We start from the raw sequence: 24,393 nt of genomic DNA, 5'->3' as shown, positions 1-24,393 counted from the left end.
TTCTGCAAATTACGGATTGCAGAAGTCTTTTTTTATGGAAGCGTAGAGGAAAAAGAGGGAACGGCGGACCATTAGCAGAAGTTATAACGGAACGGAGGGATCATATGGTCACATTCAGGAATGCAGAAACGACGGACTTAAGCGAAATCGTGAAAATGCTCGCCGACGATGTATTAGGTCAGGAGCGGGAGCGATATGAAAACCCGCTTCCAGAAAGCTATATCGATGCCTTTCAATCCATTGATTCCGATCAGAACAATGAATTGATCGTTGCCTGCCTCGATGGGCGAATCGTCGGGGTGCAACAGATTACCTTCACTCCATATCTTACGCATCAAGGCGGTTGGCGAGCTACGATCGAAGGGGTGAGGACAGTAGCTTCAGAGCGGGGGAAGGGCATTGGAAGCCAGTTGATTCAATATGCAATCGAGCGTGCGAAAGCGCGTGAATGTTTTATCATTCAGCTGACGACAGATAAAAAGCGGGAAGATTCGCTGCGTTTTTATGAACGCTTAGGATTCACGGCCACTCATGAAGGGCTGAAGCTGAAGCTTTAAGGGGGTGATTGCATGATAAAAGGATTATATGAAGCGCATTTACCCGTGCGTGATTTGGCTCGTTCGATAGCATTTTATGAAGCACTTGGCTTGCAGCTGGATCACAAGGTGGCGGACGATTTGGCTTTTTTATGGATTGAAAAAGATAAAAGCTGGCTCGGTCTATGGGAAACGGAGAAAGCGGAGGTTGAGTATCATCCTTCATTGCGCCACATTGCTTTTCAAGTATCCTTGGAAGATTTGAAACGCTCTGTCGCATGGCTGGAAGGCAAGGGGTATAAGCCGAGGGAGGCTTTTGGCTTTGAACCGGTCGAGCCTTTCGTGATGCCTCATGGGGAATATGCGCATGCGAAAATCCATTTCAATGATCCGGACGGCAATAGCTTGGAGCTCATTTGCAAGCTGGAAAACCGCAAAAAGATCATGACACGGATGTATCTAAGTGAATGGGAACGAATGCAGGAAGGATAACTTCCATGCGAATCAAGGAGGAAGCTCATAAAATGAATCAGAAAGCGGAATTATATTGGAATGAATTTTGGGAAAAGAAAGGCGCAGAAATGCCAAAGTCAGTCAGTGCGTGGCAATTCGGCGCTGATCCCGATCAGTTGGCTCAATTGGTGATCGACGGGATAAAAACGGCAACGTGCTCCGGTCATGTTTTTTATGAAGAGGAAAATGAACCATTGCCTTCCGTAGGCGATTATAGCATTATTTTAAGCAGCGAGGATATTCCTTTAGCGATCATACGAACAGTGAATGTCGAAAAGTTGCCGATGAATGAAGTGAGTGAGGAGTTCGCGATTGCAGAAGGTGAAGGCGATGGAACGTATACATACTGGTGGAATGCACATGAACATTTTTTTAAAGAAGAACTGCACAAAATCGGCCACACCTTTAAAGAAGATATGCTCCTCGTTTGTGAGCGGTTTGAACTGATACATGTGAAGTGAACGCTGAAAGCCTGATGATGGACGATACAAAAAAAGAAGGAGCAGGACCTGACCTGCTCCTTCTTTCTAAATTAATCGAGAGTAAATGTATCCGTGTGTTGTTTGTTATTCTTTTCCCATGTTACGGAAATTCTATAGGTTAATCCCTTTTTAGGAGCATCTGCTTGGTAAAAGTCAGGGTAGACTAAAGGGTTAATTTTGTTGACTTTACCATCCTCGCTTTCACCAGGAGTAAAGTCGGTTACCTCAACTAAGACTTTATCACCTTCCTGGAAAATCACCTTTTTAACTACGGCATCTTTATTCTTGCTGCTCTGCTTAATAGAAGCCACCCATCCATACCCTTCACTAGGATCTCTAAGTTTTTTGTAGGTTGCTTTCCACATGCCATTCTCAGACTTCCCCGATATTTTTCCTGAAGAACTATACATATAAAGCCCTACAAAGATCACAAAAAATAATATTCCGACAATGAATATATTTTTTTTCTTCAAACATTTCACCTCATCGCTGGAAAAGTTCTCATCGCTTTAAGAAAGCATCTTTATTAAATTTTCCCAAAATAGTTATATATTGATTATAATTAAGGGTGCCGTCCGAACAATAGGTCTAAAGATCCATTTCTTTAGTCGGTCGTGCTTATGTTGTTTTTTTCTAGTCAAATGGGGTGTCAATCTGACAATCTATCATTTTCCTGTAGGTTTAGTCGTCCCTACATTTGAGGCACAGAAAACGCCAACCTATCGGAAACACACCTTCACTTTATGGTAAGATTAAGGTTGCTAGTATGTTTTTTGCAGAAAGCGATGAATTTGGAAGTTGATGGACTGTTCTTTTGAAAGGAGTGTTTTACATGCAGTTGACGATTATGGCGACGGGGGACAATGTGAAGGCGATCTCTTACTTATTGTCGAAGAACCCGAATAACCTCTATGAAAGAAATCATAAAGGGCATTTAGTGCGCCTTTTTTATAGTAAGTGCTCGGAAACGGAATTGGAGGCGACCATCTTTGTTACCCCCGACCCTCTGGAATTAGTGAAAAGCGATGCTCATTCGTATGATATCACCCACTACATAAATGATCGCGAATTTGCGGTTAGCAGCATTTTTTGCTCATTGATCAGGTCTGCATTGGGGACAGCATTGAATGGACAGCCGAAGGAGGAATACGCAGAGTGGGTGACACATCCGTTTGCGTTCCAGTTCGACTTCGGTCCGGTCGTTTCTGCTCTTTCGGACCGGCAATTATGTGATCTATTCGAGCCGATTGGCTATGAAGTGAAAATTACGCGTCCCGAAATCCAATATTCCTTCGATATGAAGGATAAGAGTTCGGCAAGGTTTATTTCCTTGAAGGGCCTGAAGACGTTACAGGAAGGGTTGAGGCATTTGTTTGTCTTGATTCCGGTCATCGACGATTATAAGCATTATTACATTGACGAAAAGGAAATTGAAAAACTTGAAAGATATGGCGAAGGCTGGCTAGAGAATCATCCCATGCGCGATTTTATCTATCGCCAATCCCTTAGATTCAAGGAAGTATACAGCATTGTCGAGAACAAGAAACCTGAAAAGAAGCAAGCTGAAAAAGAAAGTAAGGTTCGGTTGAATGACCTTCGCTATGAAAGAATCGTGGATACGGTAAGTGAAATGAATGCAAGAAGCGTGGTCGATTTCGGGTCAGGCGAAGGAAAGCTTTCCGTACGGCTCGGGTTTGTCAAGGGGATCAAAGAAATCCTGGCCGTCGAGCCATCCCAATCCGCATCTCTCAAAGCATTAGAGCGATTCGATAAAGTGAAGGATAAAGAAAAATTCGTCGTGCCCGAGACACTATGGGGCTCACTTTTTTATTATGATGAAAGATTGAAGGACAAGGATGTCATCATTTTATGCGAGGTCATCGAGCATATCGACGAGCACCGCCTTCCTAAGGTGATGGATACGATCTTGCACGATTATCAGCCGAAAGCCCTGATCCTTACAACGCCAAACCGGGAATATAATGAGGTATACGATATGGAGGACGTTCTTCGACATACGGATCATCGTTTCGAGTGGACAAGGGCGGAATTTCAGCAATGGTGTGCAGCGCGGAATCATCGCGGCTACTACGACCTTCGCTTCGAAGGAATTGGTGATGATCATGTCACACAAGGCTGTCCGACTCAAATGTGCGTTTTTGAAAGGAAGGTGGACGAATAATGCCTATCGTATTGCCCTATGCAGGAATTGTCTTGTTGGTTGGTCCATCCAATAGCGGTAAAACAACTTTATTAAAAAGCATGATCGAAAAAGAAGAGATTGTACCCTCGGAGGTCATAAGTTCGGATGATTTCAGGATTATGGTCAGTGACATCGAATTCATTGATTGGCGTGATCGGGCAAAGGACGAAGCGGAGAGTCTGATGGACGAATATCAAACGATTTCAGCGGAAGCTTTTTCCATGATGGATGCCGTCATTGAGGCTAGATGCCGCTTGAATAAATTGACCATGCTCGATGCAACCAATCTTCATCCAGACGATCGGAAGCGATATATCGCGATTGCCCAAAAGCATCATGTACCCGTTCAGGCGATTGTACTCGATACCCCTGAAGAAGTATTGCTTGCAAGGGATGAGGGAAGAGAGCATCCAAGGGGAAAAAGGCGTATCAAACAGCAATGCCAAACGTTCAAAAGAGAAAAGCGAAATTTGAAAAAAGAAGACTTTTCATCGATCTACACGATTAAGGAAGCAGAAAACCTTGACGTCAGCAGGAATACGAATCCTCTTGAAAAAGACATCGGGCACGGTATCGATATCATCGGAGATATTCATGGCTGCCATGAAGAGTTGATCCTCCTGCTTGAAAAGCTCGGCTATCAAAAAAATCAGGAAGGTCTTTATCTGCATCCGGATGGACGGAAGTTCGTTTCAGTTGGAGATGTCATGAGCAGGGGGCCGGAGTCGCTTAAAACGATGCTCTTTTTCCATGAACATGTTCAAAAGGGCGTTGCCTACATGATTGACAGTAATCACGGCTGGAAGATTGCCAGATGGCTGGATGGAAGAAACGTCACCTTACATCATGGCGATGAAAAGGTGGCAGAAGACTTCAAAAGGTACGAAGAAGAGCATGGCAGCGAAAAAACGGCGGAAACGAAGCAGGCGCTTAAAAAATTCCTATTGCAGGCGCCTTCGCATTACGTATTCACCAAGAATGGCGTGCAGACCGTGATTTGTGTGCATGCCGGAATCAAGGACGCATTCATCGGAAAACAATCCGAGGCGATAAGCGACTTTTGCCGGTATGGCGATACGGATGGCTTCGATGAAAGAGGAAAGCCCGTGCGCAAGGATTGGTATAATTCCCATAAGAAAAGCACGCTTATCGTCTGGGGACACGATCCCAAGCCGCAGCCGCTTTTGATCAACAATACCATCAATATTGATCAAGGTGCCGTCTTTGGCGGGGCACTTACCGCCTTCCGCTATCCGGAAGGGGAAGTCATATCCGTACAAGCGAGTCAAAACCATTCCGGCGATGACGAAAACCCTTTGAAAGAATGGGAAAGAAACAGGCTGAATCCGCCTAATCTCGGGAGATTCATCAACGGCTATTCGGTCTTGACAGAAAAAATGGGTGAGATCAAGGTCCAGCAGGACATCGTAAAATCGGCCATCGATAAGCTGTCCCACCATACGATACCAATTGAACAATTGATCTATATCCCGCCGACGATGAGCCCGACACCGAGTCCATCTTCAGACGCTCACTATTTGGAACATCCAAGAGAGGCGATCGACTATTATAGAAGCAATGGGATCCAAACCATGATTGCGGAAAAGAAGCATATGGGCAGCCGTGCCATCCTTTTCCTATTCCGGGATATGGAAGCATCGAAAACATATACCGGCTTTGAATCATTGGGAGTTATCCATACGAGAACGGGAAGGCGTTTCTTCGACGTTCAGACGGAGGAACAGCTTCTCTTCAAAATCAACCAGGATTTGCATGAAAGCGGCTATTTTGAAACGTATGATACGGATTATGTCCTACTCGATGCTGAAATCATGCCATGGAACTTAAAGGCAAAAGAGCTCATCAGCCGTCAATATGCCCATGTATCCGAAAATGCGATTCTTGACCGCACGATGCTAAAGGACAAACTGGAGGCAGCGTCTCTGGAAAATGCCGATATACATGGCTGGCTGGAGGAGTATGAGCTGAAACTGGAAAACGCCCATACGTTCAAAGAAGTTTTTCAAAAGTATTGCTGGGACATTGAGGATATGGATTCGATCCAAATCGCACCATTCCATGTGCTCGCCCATAGTGATCAAGCCTTCTTCGATAAGCCTCATACTTGGCATATGGAGAGAAACCAGGAGTTCGCAAAGTGTTCAAGTTTATTCGTCGAAACCGAATATAAATTGATCACGGATGAAGCGAGTGAAGAAGAGGTCATTAAATGGTGGGAGGATATCACCAGCGAGGGCCATGAGGGGATTGTCATCAAGCCTGAATTCTTCATGGCAAGAAATAAAGGCAAGCTACTGCAGCCTGCGATTAAAGTAAGGGGAAGAAAATATCTGAACATCATTTATGGCATGGACTACTTGCTTCCGGCAAACCTGGAGAGGCTGAAAAACAGGAATACGGGCAAAAAGCAAAAATTGGCCCTGAGGGAATTCTCCCTGGGAATCGAGGGCATTCAACGATATGTTAAAGGTGAATCGATCGAGCGTGTGCATGAATGTGTCTTGGGGACGCTGGCCATGGAGTCGGACCCTGTAGATCCTAGATTGTAATGAAAGAACATGGGTTGCTGCGGCAGCCCTTTTTTTATTGAAGGGAAGCAAAGCTGAAACATTCATTTTTACAGAATAGTACAAAATGGTGGAGGCATATCATTTCTTAACGGAATGCTGCTGTTTCCCTTCTTGTAAATAATGCTTGTAAATTGGGGCTGGTTACGTTGTATCGGAATAAAAATGCCGCTCTGGTCATCATTTTGTGCATCCTGCTATTCCTCTACCTTGTTGTGATGGCCTTTCGCCATATTACGGTATACTTCGTGTATAGTTCAGGCATCGGGCCTTTATTATTTATCGGTTTGATCATCTCGGCGATCATTTTGCTTTTCTTCAGAGGTTTCAGGTGATGGCCAAAAAGTTGGGGGCTGCAGTGGCAGCCTTTTTTTCTGTGGGGTGTAATCCTAAACTGCCATACCGAATATATTCCATTAGTAATCGATCGGTTTATCATTGATGTTAATCGTTATTCCTTCCGTTTTTCCATGGGGTCTTTCCGTGTATGTTAATTCGTTCCGGTCCGGATAGTGTGGGACCTGATTTTTCGTATGGCTCGCAGGGGGGCCGATGACGACCGACTCGTTAATGGGCGCCAATGAATCGGCGATTTTCTCGGCATTGACGCCATAGGAAAGCTGGAACACCTCTGGCGGCGTCAGACGCAACATGTCGGATCCTTCCGCCGTTTCGAATTGATCATTGTTAAAAAAGAGGTGGAGATGCAGTTCTTGTGAAACGGGTCTGATCCAATGCCACCAAGCCATCGGAATGAAGACGACCTGACCGGGTTTGGCTACATAGTTATGCAATTTCTTCGTGTCGGGATCAACGATGGAGATCAGGGCCTCGCCGGAAACCACGACATCCAGCTCCCAGGCATTCGGATGCCAATGAGGTTCCCGTATATGTCCCTTGGTTAGATACAGGTCCACAAAAGCCCCGCCGACCATTGCCGGTAACTGGGTCGAGGTGACTTCATAAGCGACATTATTTGGATTGCGCTCGAAAAAAACATTATCTCTTGAGTCAAAAAAGAGATTCGGGGTACCACTTGATTTTTTTAGGTTCTTGTTATCTGGAACATAACCAGGATTCACGGTCAATCTCCTCCTTACTAATGTTGGTGATGCTTATTTTATATGTGAAAATCTTGGGCGATGTGATTTGTGAAATGAATATCATGGATTGTTTGAAATTGTGAGAGAGAGGTGTCGACGAATCGATCCAAAGTAGGTATTTTTTCATTAATGAATATTAAATTTTAGGTAAATCGTTATAAAACCCCTTAGTCAACATTAGTAATATATGGTAATATAAAAACTGGAATAATTTAGTTGACTATGATATCAGGGGTGGTGTGTACGTGGAATTTCTTACAAAGTGGTCGTTCAAGAACAAGGCTGCCGTTTCATTGGTAACCATTTTTATTTTAATGATCGGAATCATCAGTTATTTTAAGCTGCCGATGGAATTTTTACCTTCTGCCGATAATCCACAAGTTACGATTATCACGATGGGTCAGGGCACGGATTCGAAAACGATGGAAGCGCAGGTTACCGAACCGATTGAAAGCGCGGTTACGGGAGTAAAAGGAAAGAGTGCCATGTACTCGACCACTGGCGATGGATTTTCAAAAATCGATCTTTCCTTTGAATCAGGGTCGGATATGAAACAGGCAAAACTGGATGTTCAAGAGGCTTTAAGCAGTGTGGCGTTGCCGCAAAGTATGACAAAGCCTACCGTTACCCAGTTAAATACATCCATGATTCCGATATCGTTCATAGCTGTGACGTTCAAGGATGGCTTGACAGCTGAAAGCTTGGATCTTACGAAGAAGGAACTGGAGCCTCTATATAAAGATATTAAAGGAGTTTCGGATGTACAGACATTTGGAATCTCCCAATCGGTCCTTTCTGTCAAGGTCGATAATGAACAATTGTCTAAAAAGAACGTCTCGATCCAAAATGTCATGAGCGTACTGAACGGACAAGATGCCGCTCTAGCCGTTGGTGAGAAGGTGATCGATGGGAAGACAAGTAATATTAAGGTCATCGGTGATGTAACGAGCATAGAAAAAGTAAAAGCGCTGAAGGTCACATCAGATGTCACACTTGGAGACATAGCAAAAGTGGCAGAAGCGAAGGATGGTAACCTCATCAGCCGTTTTAACGGAAAAGAAAGCATCGATATCAGCATCATCAAGGACAGTCAATCCAATGCTGTCACAATCAGTAAAGAAGTTGAAAAGGTAACAAAGGAAATCAATGAAAAGTACAAGGAACAGAAATCGACCGTCTATTTATCTACAGCGGATATGGTGGAGACCTCCGTCCATTCGATGGTTAAAGAAGTGCTGCTCGGTGCACTATTCGCCACGATCGTCATCATGGTTTTTTTACGAAATGTACGTTCTACCTTCATTACGATCGTATCGATTCCGTTATCACTTGGCTTTACTTTATTTTTGCTTTCATTGTCGGGGGTGACGCTGAATATCTTGACGCTGGGCGGTGTTGCGGTAGCGATTGGACGCTTGGTGGACGACAGCATTGTTGTGATTGAAAATATTTTCCGGAAAATGCAGCAGGAGAAGATATCGGTCCAATTGGTAATGGATGCGGTAAAAGAGGTCGGAGTGGCAATCACGGCTTCAACGCTTACGACGGTAGCCGTTTTCTTGCCGGTCGCTTTATTGAATGGCGGGCTTCAGGAATTCCTGCTTCCCTTCGCTTTAACCGTCACGTATTCTTTGCTGGCATCTTTGATCGTCGCATTGACGGTCGTTCCATTGATGAGTGCGGGATTGCTGAAACGGGCGAAGCTACCAAAACATCGACCGGCCAAGCATTTTACGAAGCTTGTCACTTGGTCATTAAACCATAAATGGTTTGTCTTGATTATTGCGCTGCTCTTGTTCGTCGGTTCGATTGGTACATATTTTGCGATGCCAAAAGGGGCGATCGATCATTCTTCAGCTGATTATGTATCCGTGACATTAACTTATCCAAATGATGAGCCCTTTGATCAAGTAAAAGAGAAGGCAATTGAACTCGAGGGAAAAATGCGTGATTTGAGCGAAGTGGATAATGTGTTCATGCAATTAGGAAACTCTGCCGAAGCGGCTCAATATGGCGCCGTCACCTCGCCTACGGAAGCGACTTTCGGTATTTTAGTCAAAGATGAAGCAAATATGGATGCAATATTGGAGGAAATCGACAAGCAAAAAGAAAACTATCCCGAGGCAAAGCTTACAGCCAGCGCTTCCTCATTCATGATGGGGGCTTCAAAGACGAACATAACGATCGATGTCATTGGCAAGAATGTGGGGGATTTGGAGCGGACCGCCAATAAGATCAAAGGAAACATTCAAGATATTAAGGGAATTGAGGATGTTGCAACGAACCAGGATGAAAAGAAAACCATTTATTCTTTCAAGGTGGATCCGGCCAAAGGAAACGCAGAACAAATAGGCCAACAACTGGGTGTCATGCTGAATGGAACCCCGATTGGCCATATGAAGCTTGCGGATAAGCAGACACCGGTAATACTAGAACCTATTTTGGATCCGAAAAAACCCAATGACTTAAAGAATATTCCCATTATGACAGATGGCGGTTTAGTCCCAGTCTCAAAAGTCGCTTCATTGACGAGCGAAGAGAGTGCCACGACACAGTTCCATAAAGATGGAGAAACGTATCTCCGATTGACGGCAACAGTAGATCCGGCTAAACTGTCTGACATTTCAAATAAAGTCAATGCTGTGATATTTGGAGACAAAGAGACCAAGGGCCTTAAGATTCCCAAGGATGTAGATATTTATGTCGGGGGAGCAAGTGCTCAGCAGACGGATGATTTTTCCGATTTGTTCCTGACGATGTTCCTATCGATAGGCATTGTCTTTCTGATCATGGTTCTTACATTCAAGTCAATGAAGGCACCAATCGCGATTCTATTTTCATTGCCGTTCGCTGCAATCGGCGCAGTGCTGGGATTGGTCATCAGCCGGATTTCCGTGGATATTACAGCGCTTTTGGGCGCACTCATGCTGATAGGAATCGTCGTGACTAACGCGATCGTGCTTCTCGATCGTGTCAGGCAAAACGAAGATAGTATGATCATCCGGGATGCAATCATTGAAGCGACAGCTACAAGATTCCGTCCGATCATCATGACGGCTGTAGCCACCATTTGTGCCATGCTGCCTCTTTTATATAAAAAGGCCGAAACGGGAAGCCTCGTTTCACAAAGCCTGGCCATCGTTGTCATTGGCGGGCTGGCAGTTTCTACGCTGCTCACACTCATCGTCATTCCATGTATCTATGAATTGCTGTACTTCAAAAAATCAAAGAAACAGAGAATGAAAAAGAATGAGCCCGTCAGCGAGAGCGCCGAAATGTAAGGAAGCTTTATCAAAAGGTTTGCAGGGAACGAGACGCCTTCCCTGCAACCCTTTTTTCTTTGGAACTGTCAATCATTGCAAGGCCAACGGAGACTATTCGTACCAATGACTTGGGTGAAAAAATCATAACCGGCCTTTCCGTTCATCCTGAATCAAATTTATGGGGATATATAATTGACAATGAGAATCATTTTCATTTATAGTAGAGGTATAATGAAAGCTATTCTCCATTAGGGGGCGATATAGATGAAGGTATTCATTGGTTACGTCAGTTTATCCGGTAATACCGAGAAAATGGCTGTAAACATAAAGAATCGAATGCTGGCTGTCGGCTGTGACGTATATATGGAAAGATTGGATACGGTAGAAGTGGAAACGTTGAAGGAGTTCGATTTGTCCTTCATCGGTTTATATACATGGAATCAAGGAGGTTTGCCATATGAGGCAAACGAATTTTATGAAGAGCTCGATCAAGCCAACTTTCATGGAGTGAAGGTCGCATTATTCGGTGCAGGTGACTTGAGCCAGCCAAAGCCTTGCGGTGCCATCAATATCCTCTCCAATAAGATGAAGCAATGTGGATTTGCTGTTTATGATCGTGTTTTGAAAATCGATCAGGGAGCACCTGCACACGATCGGGTAAGGCAATGTGAAGACTTTGCAGATCGGGCTCTTAGTTGGGGAAGCAAAAGGAAGAAATGGCGGTATCTCGTTTGGAATCGGATGCAAAATAACCATAAGTACCGAAAGACTGCCTACTTATTAAGGAGGGTGATGGATGATTACCCAATTAAATAATAAGAGAGAATGGAAGAAAGAAGAACTTATCCAAGAACTTCTGAAATTTGGCCTATTCAAGAAATATAATAAACAGCTCTACGAACTGCCGATGGTTGTCCTGCAGAGAGAATTCAATCGTTTGAGAGGTGAATGAAAGCATGTCTAGGAGAAGAAAATCGTATAAAGAACTGCTAAATGAAAACCGCGAGCATTTGTTGCATGATAAAACGGAGGTCGAGCGCATTTTTACAAAAATCGATCAAAAGGCCGTCGTTGAAGTCAAAAAAACGAAGCAAGTGCACTCATGAGTTCATGTAAAACCGAAATCCAGCGTTGATTTCGGTTTTTTCTATGGAATGAAACGTCTATTCTTTCAGTATGTTATAATTTACCAATAGGGCTAGGTTGCTAAGAAGGTCAACAGCCGGCGTCCAAAATGAAACGATAAAGAAAGGGTGGAATTTAGTTATGAGCGGGAAAAAAGGGCTGGTTTTCTTATTGCTATGTTTAATGGGTGTAAGTGGCTGTACCGCAACCAATGTTCCGGAGTCCCAACAATCCCCTAAACAGAATCTTTCCAATGATGCGCCCGGCTTTGTTGCGGAAGAGGATTTTGAAGAGGTCGATTGGGAAATGACGGCCGCTGAGTTTGACACAAATACAGGCAGCGCCATGTCAGGAAATGAGAACAAAGTCGGCATAATCGGACCTGAATTAAAGGCAAACGAAATCCAAAAATGGCTGTGGCACTTTTGGGGGATGGATGAGGGGCCATTGTCTCTTGTCGGCTATCATAAAGAATCGAAGGATATCAGTCCCGTTTTCAGTGAAGGAGTTTGGTCAAGGAACGGGATTGGCGGCGGTAAAATTAATGGAGCGGATGCCAGCCTGCCCACTAACGTTGTGTTGCCGAAAGCAGGTAAATGGGCGATATTGGTTTATATCGATGGCCAATTATTCGATACTTTGGTAATCGAGGTCAACGCTTGACTATCAGTCAGAAGACCTTCGGCTCTCGTGAACACTTATTACCATTTTATTAAAAATAAGTAATTTAAACCCGATAAATCAAGCGCATACGTTATAATGAATGTGCTCCATAGAAAGATAGTCGGAAAATCAGCTGATGATTATATGAATGGAGGTAATAGGACAGTGAAGAAAAAATTATTGGTGATGATTCCTGCCGTTGCCTTGATGGCTGCGCCACTAGGTACAGGGGCTGCATCAATTACCCACGCAGCTTCAAAGGATAGCCAAGTCCAGAAAATCGAAACGAAGGCGGAAACGCGTCCGACCCTCCGCAAAGGCTCGCGCTCAAGCTATGTAACCGACCTGCAGCAAAGCCTTAAGGATGTTAAATATACCGTGGGTGTTGATGGCATCTTTGGTACGCAAACGCAAAATGTCGTTAGGGAATTTCAAGTGGAGCACAATCTGAGCTCGGATGGTATCGTCGGGCCGAAGACATGGGCAGCCTTGGATGAAAATAAGGTCGAAAGAAAACAGTTCACGGATAAGGATGCAATTGCGCTAGGCAAGAAAAAGCTAGGGAGCAAAATCGTATTTAGCGGTGACGGCAGATTGCTGAAAGATGGAAAAGGAAAAGCTTATTACCTATTTAAAGCTGCCAACCAGGATTGGATCGATCAAGGCGGTACAGGTACGATCGGCTGGTTCAACATATATAAAGATGGCCGAGTAGTGGAGCAATAAGCAGTTTTGGTATAAAAAAAAGCAACCCCCTGCACACCACCAGGAAAGATGCGTGGAGGGTTGGGTTACTTTCATGATCTTAGTGGCTACTGACTTACGACGGAAAGCCGCCACTCGTTATGCAGTTTGCTGTTCAGTCAAGACGCTGGTTAAACCAGTGTCTTTTTTTATGTCTGTTTTCTTTGTTCCTATTCACCCAGTAATGCAGTGAGGTTGATTGTCACTCCCGTGCTTGTTATTTTTTGGTAAAATCTAGATTTTCGTCGTTGCATTCCGATCGATTTCCAGTTTATTTTGTTTCATCCCTTTATAAGAGGCGACCACAGGAATCAAGCAGCATAACGCCATGGGTAAACAATAAAGAAGGTAGAAGTGCCCTCCGTTTTCCATTAGGGGAATATAAGCTAAGGAAGCAAAAAGTAACGCAGCGAAAATGATCGCAAAAATCCCGAAGGACTGATGGTAAAAGGCATGAATTTCCCTTCTTCGTTCTTCTTGGTTAAGTAGGGCTTTGGCCGCTTTATTCGTTCGAAGGAATAGGTACACGGATATCAGGAGAAACAAGGCGGAAAAGGGTAAAGCTAAAGCAAATAGAGAGACGTCTAGGATGGAAAGATAAAAGCTGGATAAGAAGAACACCTCTGACACACCTAATGGGAAGCAATAATTGAAGATGCTTATTTTGTTATTCATAAAATCCCTCCTTCTATATAATAGTATGCAACTGCTTACAAGTTCACGACTTTGTCACATTTTTAAAAAAAATAAATGTCCAAGTTTCCAGCATTTCAGCCGCCAGGTAGGGTTATTTATTTAAACTGAATAGCAGCCTTGCTTATTACGAATAGTAGTAACATATCGGGTAAGGGGGGATGGTCAGTGGCTGCCAAAATGGCATGGAAGGGTTTTTTACTTGTTCTTTTAGTATATTTTCTTTATGTAGTGGTGGCGGCAGTGGTCATTTTCTGCTTTCCCAAGGAAAAAGAAGCAGGCAGGATGACGGATCACATAAGTACCTATATGGGAACAAAAGGATCAACCGTCGATCGTGTGCAGCTTCTTGAAGACGGATATGAATCAGGACTGGCCCGCATGCAAATGATTCAGGAAGCGAAGGAATCGATCGATGTTGCCTACTACTCCATCGCAAAAGGGGAAACGAGCGAACTGCTTCTGGGAGCTTTGATCGAAGCAGCCGATCGCGGCGTCAAGGTCCGGATCCTCCTGGACGGAATTTGCCATGGCCTGAGGGGTGAATTGCGGAATGCCCGCTATGCATTGTCATCACATGAAAATATCGAATTAAGGTACTACGAAACCTTCAAGCCATTCAGGCCATGGACCTGGCACAATCGGCTTCATGACAAAATCATGACAGTGGACGGCAAGTTAGCCATCATCGGGGGCAGGAATATTGCCGATAAGTATTTGGCAAGCAAGCCGCCTAAGGATTTTGTCTACGACCGCGATGTCCTGATTTTTAATGCGAAACAAGAAGAAGACAGTGTCATCGTTGATATGAAGGGCTATTTGAATGAATTATGGAATCATCCATATACGAGCGAGGTTTTTGCGGATCTTTCCAAGAAACAAACGGAAAAAGGAAAAAAGATGAGGGCGAGATTATCCAGTCAATATCGTGAGGCCCGGCATGCGAATGCCGATTTCGTTCATCCGATCAACGATTGGAACACGTCAACAGCCACTACGCAAAAAGTTTCTTTCCTTCATAATCCAATCGAGCGTTTCTATAAATATCCTTTTGTGTGGAAATCATTAGTGGATATTGCAGCGGAGGCGAAGCGATCGGTATTCATCCAGAGCCCTTATATCGTCCCGGCCGACATGTTGGAGGAGTACGTGCCAAACCGGCTGGATGCTGAAGCCGAGTGGACGATATTGACCAATTCGGTGACTTCGACTCCGAATGTGATCGCTTTTTCCGGTTATTTAGGGCTTAGGGATCGTATTGTCGAGACAGGGGCAAGGCTTTATGAATATTCGAAGCTGTATTCATTGCATGGGAAGTCAGTAGTATATGATGGACGGTTAAGTGCAGTCGGTTCCTTCAATTTGGATTCACGATCTGCCTTTTTAAATACGGAATCGATGGTGATCATTGATAGTGAACCATTCGCCTCGCAGTTAATTGAGGCGATGGATTCGAAAATTGCGGATAGTACACTAGTTGCTGCCGATAAAAAATATATCGAGCCACCGGAAGACATAAAAAAGGATGAATCCTACTTTAAAGCCACCTTTTTGAAAGCTCTCTCTAAAATAACGGTATATTGCAACAGGTTCATTTAATGCCATGGAATCGCACCGGTTTGGTATACTTAGGCTTCCATCCACAATATCTATCCGAAGGAGAAACAATCATGCAAACTTTACAGCACCTTTCGAAACATATCGTCTACCTGACACCGGTCCAAAAAACGGATCGGCCGGTTCTTGCCGCCGTCACGGGAAACAAGAAAACGCTCCTCATCGATGCCGGTAACTCCGTGGGGCATGCACAGCTCTTTCAGGACGAATTGCTTAAACATGATATAAGCGGGGATTTGCTTGTATTGACCCATTCCCACTGGGACCACGTATTCGGACTGGAGCATATCCGAATTCCAGTCATTTGTCACGAAAAAACCTATCAGCATATTAAGGAAATGCAGCCGCTCTCTTGGGAAGATCAAGCTCTTGACGAGCGGGTTGAAGAAGGCACGGAGATCCCATTTTGTGCGGATGCCATCAAGCTGGAGCTTGGAAGAAATCGAGAAATTTCCATGCCGCTGCCCGATATCAGGTTTGAAAAAAAGCTGACGATCGATCTCGGCGATGTAACCTGTATCATTGATCACGTCGGCGGTGATCATGCCAAGGATTCCTGTATCATTTATGTTCCAGAGGAAAAAACATTATTTCTTGGAGACTGCTTATACGCCAATCTCTATGCGGAAAAATGGAATTATACCGCTGAACAGGCCTCGAGGCTCGTCGAGAAAATGGAAGCCTATGATGCCGATACATATATCCTTTCCCATCATGATCAGCCTTGCACGAAGCAGGAAATGGAGGCTGAACTATATTTGATGAAACAATGCACCAGAGCTGTCGTCGAGCATCGAGGAGATCGAGCCAAAATCGAGCGGGATTTGGCAACAGAGGCAAACCGGGAATTAACGGAACATGAACTCGAAACGATTGGTTTTTTTGTGAATGGATACGTTGAATGAAAGGCAATATGAAGAGGGGAAAGGGGAGAACGGAAAGCGTCATGACCGATGATGCCGGAATCTCCATTCGGCCAAGCGTTTAATCCGATAGCAATTAAAAGAATATCTCCCATTCAGATGGGGAAAAACTGCACACCAATTATGACAGATGTCTCAATTGATGTGCAGTTCCAATTAATTATGGGCTTTTTCCAGTGCCAGCTTTATCCCAAAACCAATCAGAACGGTTCCAGTCAGTCCTTCAAAAATAGCCTGCGTCCTCGGCTTTTTCATAAAAGTGCTGATCTGGTTCAACAGATAGATATAAAAAATGAACCACAACGCCGTCAAAACGGTATACGTTATCCCCATGATCAAAAACGGCAAAAAGGTCTTATTGCCCGGATCCACGAACTGAGGCAGGAAAGTCAAGAAAAACACGGCCACTTTAGGGTTGAGTAAATTGGTAAGAAACCCCTGCTTGAAGCATGAATGGCTCTCATACCTGCTTTTCGCGGGTACCACTGTGCCATTGTCGGCTTGATTATTCTTTAATCCCCATAACGTTTTGATCCCTAGATAGACCAGATAAACGGCCCCCACATATTTGAAGACGGAAAACAACAAAGCCGACTTCACGATGATCGCAGAAAGACCAAACACGGCTGCTGAAGTATGAATAAGCAAGGCGCAGCAAGTGCCCAGCATCGTCTTAAACCCACCCTTCGTCCCATCGGTAACCGTATTCCTAGTGGCTATTGCCGTATCCGGACCAGGCAAAAGAATGAGAAGAATGCACATAAGCACGAACAAATAAAAGTTATCCATATACGGACCTCCATTCTTGTTGTTGAATTCAGAAGATTATAACATAAACAAACACAGTTGAGGGAGCGACGAAAGGTAAAAATTCATCAATGGGGCGTTTTATTTATGAATTTCAGCCGTTTACTCGCGAGTTTCAATAAATCAAGGCTCGTGAAATCGCTTATCTTTTAATCGGGCGTTCGAGCGTTAATATTTCATCTTCAAGGGAAGAGTATTGCTGTTCGACGACATGTTTGACATCATGGACGGCGGCGTTATAGAAATGGGGGGCGAGCGATTCTTTAACGAAGTCCAATACTCGTTCTGCAGCGAATTCAGTTATTTCCTCATCTCTTTCTTGCGAAAAAAAATATTGGATATCGGCTATCATTAATTCCTGTTGCTCTTTTGTTAGCTTTATAAACATTCAGAACACTCCTTGAAATTAGTTTAGTAATTCTAACTATACATCTGGAGCCGAGAAAATCACAGGCTGGATTTCCAAAAAAATTTATGTACATAGCCCGTCGGCGACACAGTAATAAAAAGAATGGCTCCCGCATGATCCGGGAGCCACTTCCGTTTTTTCGGATGATCCCATTCAAGGGATTTTTTTCAATGCAGCACGAACCGGGCTTCCATCTGCATGAACCAATGGCAGGGGAAGGGCAGCCAATTCATAATTCCCGGGATCTATCCCGTCCAAAACAAGGCCCTCAAGAATGTGAATTCCATGGACGGCAAGTTCATGATGGGCAGACAGCTCTTTGCTGTCCAATGGATCGACCGAAGGTAAATCTAGGCCAAGAAGCCGAATGCCAAGACCTGAAAGATAAGTGGCTATTTCCGGTTGGATAGGGGGAATGGTTTCCGGAAATACGCTCCTATCCTTCCAAGCATCCGTCCGAATTAACAGCCGGGTCACGCCTTGCAGGTCGTGATTGGCCAAATCAGTGACGCCTATGTTCGTCCTGTTTGGTAAGTGGATGACACGGGAACACCCGATATATAAATCGAGATCCAATTCAATCACCCGTTTGCCCTCATTATCAAAATGAAACGGTGCATCGATATGTGTACCAGTATGGACGCTCATGCTGATGTGGCCTACATTGACCGATCCGCTTTCTTCCTTGCTCCAGCTTACTTTGTATGAGAATGGTTTATCGCCCGGCCAAGTTGCGACTTGTTCATCCAGTCGCTGTGAAATATCAATCCATGTACTCATGCGTTACCTCCAGCAGTATTCTTCTTAAAGCTTCGTTCTTAAGCTCCAAAGTTCTGGGAAAAAGTGTTGGTCGAGAGCCCTTTTTAAATACGTAACACCGGATGATCCACCGGTTCCGGTTTTGTTGCCAATGATCCTTTCGACCGTACTCATATGATTGAAGCGCCATAATTGCTGCTGGTGGCCGATGTCCACTAACTTCTCTGCGAGCTCGTATAAGTCCCAATATTGCTCGACATCGCGATAAACGGTCAGCCATGCATCCTCGACACTGGCATTCGGTTCATATTTTTGCGACCAATCGCGACTGATGGCGTCTTGATCAACAGGCAGACCACGCGCGACAAGAGCGGTGATCGCCTCGTCATAGATGCTTGGCTCATGAAGGGCCTGCTGCATTTGCTCATAGAGGTCGGCCTCGTGCTGATAGACTGCTAGCGTATGGGCATTTTTGTTTCCCAGCGCAAATTCAATCAGGCGATTTTGATAGGATTGGAATCCTGAGGATTGTCCCAGTTTATCCCTGAACTCCATGTATTCAGCCGGGGTCAAGGTTGCAAGGACATTCCATGACTGAATCAGCTGCTGTTGGATTCTCGAAACACGTGACAGCATTTTAAACGAGGGCTCCAGATTGTTATGGCGGATGCACTCCGTCGCAGCTTTCAATTCATGTAAAATGAGTTTCATCCATAACTCACTCGTTTGATGGATAATGATAAAAAGCATTTCATCATGATGATCGGAGCACCTATGCTGACTCGATAAAATCTGATCGAGGTGGAGATAATCCCCGTAAGACATCGATTTTTGAAAATCGGTTTGGATATTTCTTTCTAGTCCAGATCCGTTTTGTTCCTTGTCATTCCTATTCTTCATTCCGCTAATCCCCTCACTTTTCATATACAAAGACGGTGATATGTCATTCTAATTTATCTTTTTATTGGGAGATTCCTGTCCTGGATGCTGGATCGAATTTCTTTTTTTCGAAACGAAATAAGCAACAGATAAAAATAACAGCCAAGGAACCCCGAATTGAAGCATGATTTTGAAATCCGTAAACCAAGTCGTAATCATCAGGCAGAATAAAAGGCCTGCACCTAAAATGGTTAGATAGGGAAAGCCAATCATTCTTACCGGTAGCCTACGGCCGCCTGATTTCTCCCATTGCACCCTGAAATACAAATGGGAGATGAAGATCATGAACCAAGTGAAGATGGCACCGAACATGGAAATGCCCATCATGAAGGCATAGGAGGAACCTGGAAGTAAAGCATGAACACCTGCAGCAATGAAAATCCCCATTGTCGAGACAGCCAGTGCATTTGCCGGAACGTTCCTTTTGTTTAATTTCCCTAAAATGCTAGGTGCATTTTCCCGCCGCGCCAACGAAAACATCATGCGTGTCGAAGCATAGAGCTGAGCATTCATGGCAGATAGCGCGGCCGTTAAAATGATGAAATTCATGATTCCGGAAGCACCGGGGATGTTCAAGATCTCCATCACCTTTACGAAGGGGCTTTCCTCGATTCCAGCTGTTTTCCATGGAACGATCATCAACATGATCCCAATTGTCAGGACATAGAAAGTGGATAAACGAAAAACCGTAGCTTTTAATGCTTTCGGAACGGCTACATCGGGATCTTTTGCTTCGCCTGATGTAATCGCTATCATTTCTGTTCCAAGAAAGCTGAATAATGAAATGAATACGGCTACCCACATTCCCCACCAGCCAAATGGGAAAAAACCGCCTTCATTCACGAAGTTCTCCGGTCCTATATGTGGCTGTTCGGATGTACCGAGTAGTACATAGGCTCCAAGGAGGATAAAACCAACGATGGCACTTATTTTAAGAAAGGAGAACCAATATTCAAATGTAGCGAAGGTATTTACGCTAGTGGCATTTACATAAATAAGGACACCTGCAAACAGTAAAATCCATACGATTCCCGGTACGGCAGGGAACCAATATTTCATATACACGCTGACTGCGCTAACTTCCACGCCAACAGCCAAGACATTGCTTATCCAGTAAGAATAGCGAACAAGATAACCCGCCATGGGATTCACGTACGTTTCAGCAATGGCCCCAAACGATCCGGAAGTGGGATGAGCCACTGTCATTTCTGCCAAACAGCCCATCAACAGCAGGACAATGAACGCCCCCAGTGCATAGCTGAGCAATACGCTTGGACCTGCCGCTTGAATGGCAAGCCCGCTGCCAAGGAATAAACCCGTCCCGATGGCACAGCCCATGGCAATCATCGAAAGCTTATTGGTTTCCAATGATCGCTTCAATCCTTTTTCTGGATCATCTTTCCTATTCAATTGTATATGGTTGTTCTCCATATTTCATCCCCTTTCTTTATGTAAAGCCAATCAAACCTTTGGGGGAGGGTGTCCCCCAGGCTTTATTGTCATGCCACGACTTCACGTTCATTTTTATACTTTTCATATTGTTTTTCTGTCATGATTCTTTTGAGGATTCGGACGACTTCCCAAACTTCCGCGTAGGAGGTATAGAGCGCAACCGGAGCTAGGCGAATGATGTTGGGCGCCCGGAAATCCGGTATCACGCCGTTAGCTTTCAATGCTTTGCAAATGCGTGCAGCTTCTTTATGCTCTAAACTGACATGGCCGCCGCGCCGCGCTTCTTCTCTAGGCGTCCCGATGAAAAACCCCATGTCCTTCAACTCATATTCGACCAAGTCGATTAAATATTGATTGATTTTGAGAGATTTTCCCCGGATGTTTTCAATTCCTGCCTCCATAAAAATTTCCAAGGATCCGATTAAAGGGGCACAGCTTAACACATTCGGTGTCCCAATTTGGTAGGCACCAGCGGAATCGGCTTGAGTTAACGTATGCTCCATATCGAATTGTTTTTCTTTACTTGAGCTGAACCAGCCGGCCAATCCAGGCATCGTCCCAAAGTGTTTACGGTTTACATACAAGCCGCCAACGGCGCCAGGACCGCCATTCAAATGCTTATAATTGCACCAATAAGCAAAATCAACATCCCATTCCCTGAATGAATGCGGGATCGCACCAATCGAATGGCATCCATCGAATCCGATCATGATTCCTCTTTCATGGGCTTCCTCGGTTAGACGTTTCATATCCAATATTTGGCCGCTGCGATACAGGACCGTCGGCAAGATGATGAGAGCGATATCATCGGTCATGGCTTCGATGATATCATCCTCTTCAAGGAATCGGCCGTCCCGGCTCTTCACTCGGATGAGATGGGTTTCCGGATCGAGCCCATGAGTGCGCAGCTGGCTTTGGAGTGCGTAAATATCTGTCGGAAAGGTCAGCTCATCCGCCAGGATTTTTGTGCGGGATCCTTCAGGCTTATAAAAGGTGGACACGAGCTGATGCAGATTCACCGTAGTCGAGCCGGTTACGATGACCTCATCGGCGGAAGCACCGACCAAATGGGCCATTTTTGCCCCCAGTTCCTCAGCCATGAAAAACCATGGGTGTTTTCCCTGTGTCCACCCGTCGATCCCATGTTCCTTCCAATCCGATAAAGATTCCAAAAGAGTGCGCTCAGCCCTTTTTGAAAGCAGACCTAAGGAGTTCCCGTCCATATAGATGGAATCAGGCTTTAAATAAAACTCATTCCTAAATGCATGAAGGGCATCTTGTTCATCCAGCTGTTTCGCGTAATCCAACGTGTATGTTGTAACCATAGTGACCTCCTATATAAAAATACTTATCTTTCTAGGAAAATCGTAGCAAAGAATATGACATCATGTCAATAAAAAAATCAGAAAATTAAAACAATAAAAAAAGACTGCAATTTACTGCAAACGTTTTTATTTCAATGGAAATCCTTTATGCTAGATATAAGGGGGGGGGGGCATGCATGATTGATGGCCAAGTAGGGGATAAACGTCATTTACGCTCGATGATGACACGGCAAAAGCTATTGGAAGCTGCAAAAGAAATTTTTCTTGAAGAAGGGTATCAAGCCGCAGTCATATCCCAGATGATCAAAAGGGCGAATATCGGATATGGAACGGCCTATGTGCACTTTAAAGGAAAAGAGGATCTATTAATAGTATTAATGGAGAATGTGATGGGGCAATTCTATGAAATTGCCGAGACCTCTTTCTTTCCGAAATCAAAAGACGAAGCGAGACAAATCATAAACAACCAAGCCAAGGCTTTTTTATTAATGGCAGAGGCTGAACGCAATATGCTCCAGGTTTTCGAACAGGCCATAGGAATGTCGGCCGTCATTTCAGATAAATGGAAAGCCATCCGCCTGAAATTCACCCAGCGGATATCAAAGGACGTCGCCTATGCACAGCAAAAAGGACTGGCAAGAGCCGAATTGAACCATGAGATTGTTGCAAAAGGCTGGTTTTTCACAAATGAAATGTACCTCTGGGAAATTGTCCGGAACGAGCATCAAAGCTCTGTCGAAGAAATCGCTCAAACCATCACCTCCGTTTACGTCGAAGGCCTATATGTATAATGGATAACGCTAAAAATCTTTCGGTTTAATACAACCGGAAGATTTTTTGTCTTTTATCGCCAGGCAATAATGAAGCAACGGAAAAAACGAGCCGGGCGCCCAATTCGCGAGTAAAACTGCCAAATTTCCGAGTAAACCGCCCGAATTCGCGAGTAAAGCACCCAAATTGGCGATAAAGCCAGCCAAATCGCGAGTCAAACCGCCAAATTGGAGAGTGGACCAGCTTAATTTTCCTTCTCAGTGTTGGGGGACTTATATACGCTACGCCTTAGGTCTTATATGAAAATATAGCTAAGGCTCATTATACGAATTTGGAAAAATAGATAAGATATATACATGGAAAGGAGGACGAAAACGATGAAGAAATTTGGTTTGTTTATTGTAGGTTTGATTGCATTGTTCGTGCTGCTGGCGAATGTGGGTCCATTGATCGGTTTGGCGATTTGCTTGGCGATTTTATACTTTGGGTTCAAGCAGTTCATGAAGTCCGATTCGACAGGGGCCAAGGTCGCGTGGGGGTCAGTTTGCGTAATCGTGCTGATTGTTTCTATTTCCCATATTCCGGCGATTTTGGGATTGGTGGCAGCTTATGTACTTTACCTCGTCTATAAAAAATGGAATGACAATGATGAAAATGCATCAACTGAAAATGATCCATTCTCCAATTTTGAAAGAGAGTGGAAAGATTTGAATAAGAACTAATAGAAGGGATGGATAGGTAATGGGTAATTTATTTTCTAGAATGAAACAAACGATTTCGGCGGACTTTCATGATTTGCTAGATAAGAAGGAGCAAAAGAATCCGATCGGCATGCTGAATCAATATTTGCGGCAGTGTGAGCAGGAGACGGAGAAGGTCGGCAAGCTGCTTGAGCGTCAATATCTTCTGAAAGAAGAGTTTACGCGTGAATATAATCAAGCGCAAAGTTTAGCTGAAAAACGCAAAAACCAAGCCGAGGTTGCGAAGCAGTCCGGTGAAACGGAGTTAATGGAGTTTGCCCTTAAGGAAAGCCTGCACTATGAAGATCGTGCGCAAAGCTTGATGGAGGCGCATAAGAGTGCGGAGGTTCAGTTGGCTGAGCTGGAGCGTAAATATGAAGAAATGAAGCATAAGCTCAAGGATATGCATTTAAAGCGGATGGAATTGATGGGCAGGGAAAATATTGCCCGGGCAAACCACCGGATCAATCGAGTGTTGGATGCCGGCCGCACGGAGGCCAAACCGGTAGCGATGTTTGAAGAGATGGAGCACTATATTGACCGCATCGAGCATAAAGTCGATGCCGATTATAACCGGCATACCATCGATGCGAGAATCGCCCAGCTTGAAAAGGAATTGGAACAGAAAGAAGCGTAAATATTATTCATGCATGGCTGTGATCCCTTATCCTCCAAATGCGCAGGATGAGGGAAAACGCTCTGTTAGAACCTAATCGATTCGTGGTATTCTTAAAAGGC

Annotated in this window: 26 protein-coding genes; 17 read left to right on the top strand and 9 right to left on the bottom strand. The window is 44.4% G+C overall.

What is annotated here, in order from left to right; translation table 11 throughout:
- Positions 1-104 precede the first annotated feature (104 nt).
- From MHI53_RS18960 to MHI53_RS18950, 3 genes are read left to right on the top strand one after another with little or no spacing between them, the layout of a single operon-like run.
- Positions 105-557 carry a GNAT family N-acetyltransferase gene (locus MHI53_RS18960; protein WP_061141878.1) on the top strand — a complete coding sequence of 151 codons (453 nt, stop codon included), beginning with the start codon at positions 105-107 and terminating at the stop codon, positions 555-557.
- A 12-nt stretch (positions 558-569) separates the two neighbouring features.
- The gene (locus MHI53_RS18955; RefSeq protein WP_340371955.1) at positions 570-1,028 is read left to right on the top strand and encodes a VOC family protein; all 459 of its coding nucleotides are present in this window, start codon (positions 570-572) and stop codon (positions 1,026-1,028) included.
- Between the two features lie 32 nt (positions 1,029-1,060).
- Positions 1,061-1,510 (top strand): ASCH domain-containing protein, encoded by a 450-nt coding sequence (locus MHI53_RS18950; protein ID WP_340371954.1) that lies wholly within the window; start codon positions 1,061-1,063, stop codon positions 1,508-1,510.
- Between the two features lie 71 nt (positions 1,511-1,581).
- Here MHI53_RS18950 and MHI53_RS18945 read toward each other — a convergent pair whose 3' ends face one another.
- Positions 1,582-2,004, bottom strand: a complete 423-nt coding sequence (locus MHI53_RS18945) for a DUF4944 domain-containing protein (protein WP_061141880.1) — start codon at positions 2,002-2,004, stop codon at positions 1,582-1,584.
- 359 nt (positions 2,005-2,363) lie between these two features.
- On the opposite strand from MHI53_RS18945, the gene MHI53_RS18940 reads away from it, so the two are divergent.
- The 3 genes from MHI53_RS18940 (at position 2,364) to MHI53_RS18930 (ending at position 6,657) form a co-directional block, all read left to right on the top strand.
- Entirely contained in the window at positions 2,364-3,713 is a 1,350-nt protein-coding gene (locus MHI53_RS18940; RefSeq protein ID WP_061141881.1) for a 3' terminal RNA ribose 2'-O-methyltransferase Hen1, read from the top strand.
- Positions 3,713-6,304, top strand: a complete 2,592-nt coding sequence (locus MHI53_RS18935; protein ID WP_340371953.1) for a polynucleotide kinase-phosphatase — start codon at positions 3,713-3,715, stop codon at positions 6,302-6,304. Before MHI53_RS18940 ends, MHI53_RS18935 begins: the two co-directional genes overlap by 1 nt.
- Positions 6,305-6,471: 167 nt before the next feature.
- Positions 6,472-6,657 (top strand): hypothetical protein, encoded by a 186-nt coding sequence (locus MHI53_RS18930; RefSeq protein ID WP_061141883.1) that lies wholly within the window; start codon positions 6,472-6,474, stop codon positions 6,655-6,657.
- Positions 6,658-6,738: 81 nt separating this feature from the next.
- On the opposite strand, the gene MHI53_RS18925 is transcribed toward MHI53_RS18930, so the two are convergent.
- Positions 6,739-7,404 carry a cupin domain-containing protein gene (locus MHI53_RS18925; RefSeq protein ID WP_061141884.1) on the bottom strand — a complete coding sequence of 222 codons (666 nt, stop codon included), beginning with the start codon at positions 7,402-7,404 and terminating at the stop codon, positions 6,739-6,741.
- Between the two features lie 266 nt (positions 7,405-7,670).
- Here MHI53_RS18925 and MHI53_RS18920 point away from each other — a divergent pair, with 266 nt between their 5' ends.
- The 6 genes from MHI53_RS18920 to MHI53_RS18895 all read left to right on the top strand — a co-directional run bounded on the left by MHI53_RS18920 (position 7,671) and on the right by MHI53_RS18895 (position 13,202).
- Positions 7,671-10,706: an efflux RND transporter permease subunit gene (locus MHI53_RS18920; protein WP_340371952.1), complete on the top strand. Its 3,036-nt coding sequence runs from the start codon at positions 7,671-7,673 to the stop codon at positions 10,704-10,706.
- A gap of 246 nt (positions 10,707-10,952) precedes the next feature.
- On the top strand, positions 10,953-11,504 hold the full coding sequence (locus tag MHI53_RS18915) for a flavodoxin domain-containing protein (RefSeq protein ID WP_340371951.1): 552 nt from the start codon (positions 10,953-10,955) through the stop codon (positions 11,502-11,504).
- Positions 11,485-11,640 carry a Fur-regulated basic protein FbpA gene (locus tag MHI53_RS18910; protein WP_081092368.1) on the top strand — a complete coding sequence of 52 codons (156 nt, stop codon included), beginning with the start codon at positions 11,485-11,487 and terminating at the stop codon, positions 11,638-11,640. Before MHI53_RS18915 ends, MHI53_RS18910 begins: the two co-directional genes overlap by 20 nt.
- A gap of 4 nt (positions 11,641-11,644) precedes the next feature.
- Complete coding sequence (locus MHI53_RS18905) at positions 11,645-11,794, top strand: FbpB family small basic protein (RefSeq protein WP_100530648.1); 150 nt, start codon at positions 11,645-11,647, stop codon at positions 11,792-11,794.
- Positions 11,795-11,954: 160 nt separating this feature from the next.
- Positions 11,955-12,476, top strand: coding sequence for a DUF4871 domain-containing protein (locus MHI53_RS18900; protein WP_061141887.1), 522 nt, complete (start codon positions 11,955-11,957; stop codon positions 12,474-12,476).
- A gap of 165 nt (positions 12,477-12,641) precedes the next feature.
- The gene (locus MHI53_RS18895) at positions 12,642-13,202 is read left to right on the top strand and encodes a peptidoglycan-binding protein (protein ID WP_232732128.1); all 561 of its coding nucleotides are present in this window, start codon (positions 12,642-12,644) and stop codon (positions 13,200-13,202) included.
- Positions 13,203-13,454: 252 nt separating this feature from the next.
- Here the strand turns inward: MHI53_RS18895 and MHI53_RS18890 are convergent, their stop codons facing one another.
- Positions 13,455-13,895, bottom strand: a complete 441-nt coding sequence (locus MHI53_RS18890; protein WP_340371950.1) for a hypothetical protein — start codon at positions 13,893-13,895, stop codon at positions 13,455-13,457.
- A 186-nt stretch (positions 13,896-14,081) separates the two neighbouring features.
- Here MHI53_RS18890 and MHI53_RS18885 point away from each other — a divergent pair, with 186 nt between their 5' ends.
- Together MHI53_RS18885 and MHI53_RS18880 are read left to right on the top strand one after the other, a co-directional pair.
- On the top strand, positions 14,082-15,512 hold the full coding sequence (locus MHI53_RS18885) for a phospholipase D family protein (RefSeq protein ID WP_340371949.1): 1,431 nt from the start codon (positions 14,082-14,084) through the stop codon (positions 15,510-15,512).
- 71 nt (positions 15,513-15,583) lie between these two features.
- Positions 15,584-16,435 carry an MBL fold metallo-hydrolase gene (locus MHI53_RS18880; RefSeq protein WP_340371948.1) on the top strand — a complete coding sequence of 284 codons (852 nt, stop codon included), beginning with the start codon at positions 15,584-15,586 and terminating at the stop codon, positions 16,433-16,435.
- Between the two features lie 174 nt (positions 16,436-16,609).
- Here the strand turns inward: MHI53_RS18880 and MHI53_RS18875 are convergent, their stop codons facing one another.
- From MHI53_RS18875 to kynU, 6 genes are all read right to left on the bottom strand, one after another.
- Positions 16,610-17,242, bottom strand: a complete 633-nt coding sequence (locus tag MHI53_RS18875) for a LysE family translocator (protein WP_061141890.1) — start codon at positions 17,240-17,242, stop codon at positions 16,610-16,612.
- A gap of 160 nt (positions 17,243-17,402) precedes the next feature.
- A complete protein-coding gene (locus MHI53_RS18870) occupies positions 17,403-17,648 on the bottom strand; it encodes a DUF2164 domain-containing protein (protein ID WP_061141891.1) in 246 nt (81 codons plus the stop codon).
- 174 nt (positions 17,649-17,822) lie between these two features.
- Complete coding sequence (kynB, locus tag MHI53_RS18865) at positions 17,823-18,449, bottom strand: arylformamidase (protein ID WP_061141892.1); 627 nt, start codon at positions 18,447-18,449, stop codon at positions 17,823-17,825.
- Positions 18,450-18,473: 24 nt separating this feature from the next.
- Positions 18,474-19,328: a tryptophan 2,3-dioxygenase gene (gene kynA / locus MHI53_RS18860; protein WP_340371947.1), complete on the bottom strand. Its 855-nt coding sequence runs from the start codon at positions 19,326-19,328 to the stop codon at positions 18,474-18,476.
- A gap of 48 nt (positions 19,329-19,376) precedes the next feature.
- Positions 19,377-20,798 carry an amino acid permease gene (locus tag MHI53_RS18855; protein ID WP_340371946.1) on the bottom strand — a complete coding sequence of 474 codons (1,422 nt, stop codon included), beginning with the start codon at positions 20,796-20,798 and terminating at the stop codon, positions 19,377-19,379.
- A 68-nt stretch (positions 20,799-20,866) separates the two neighbouring features.
- On the bottom strand, positions 20,867-22,144 hold the full coding sequence (gene kynU / locus MHI53_RS18850; RefSeq protein ID WP_061141895.1) for a kynureninase: 1,278 nt from the start codon (positions 22,142-22,144) through the stop codon (positions 20,867-20,869).
- 176 nt (positions 22,145-22,320) lie between these two features.
- Here kynU and MHI53_RS18845 point away from each other — a divergent pair, with 176 nt between their 5' ends.
- The 3 genes from MHI53_RS18845 to MHI53_RS18835 all read left to right on the top strand — a co-directional run bounded on the left by MHI53_RS18845 (position 22,321) and on the right by MHI53_RS18835 (position 24,292).
- Positions 22,321-22,935, top strand: a complete 615-nt coding sequence (locus MHI53_RS18845) for a TetR/AcrR family transcriptional regulator (RefSeq protein WP_061141896.1) — start codon at positions 22,321-22,323, stop codon at positions 22,933-22,935.
- Between the two features lie 357 nt (positions 22,936-23,292).
- On the top strand, positions 23,293-23,637 hold the full coding sequence (locus tag MHI53_RS18840; protein WP_061141897.1) for a hypothetical protein: 345 nt from the start codon (positions 23,293-23,295) through the stop codon (positions 23,635-23,637).
- 19 nt (positions 23,638-23,656) lie between these two features.
- Positions 23,657-24,292: a PspA/IM30 family protein gene (locus MHI53_RS18835; RefSeq protein WP_340371945.1), complete on the top strand. Its 636-nt coding sequence runs from the start codon at positions 23,657-23,659 to the stop codon at positions 24,290-24,292.
- Positions 24,293-24,393 lie beyond the last annotated feature (101 nt).

It is taken from the genome of Peribacillus sp. FSL E2-0218, assembly GCF_037992945.1.
Classification (GTDB): domain Bacteria; phylum Bacillota; class Bacilli; order Bacillales; family DSM-1321; genus Peribacillus; species Peribacillus simplex_B.
This window is presented reverse-complemented; position numbering and strand designations above follow the sequence as displayed.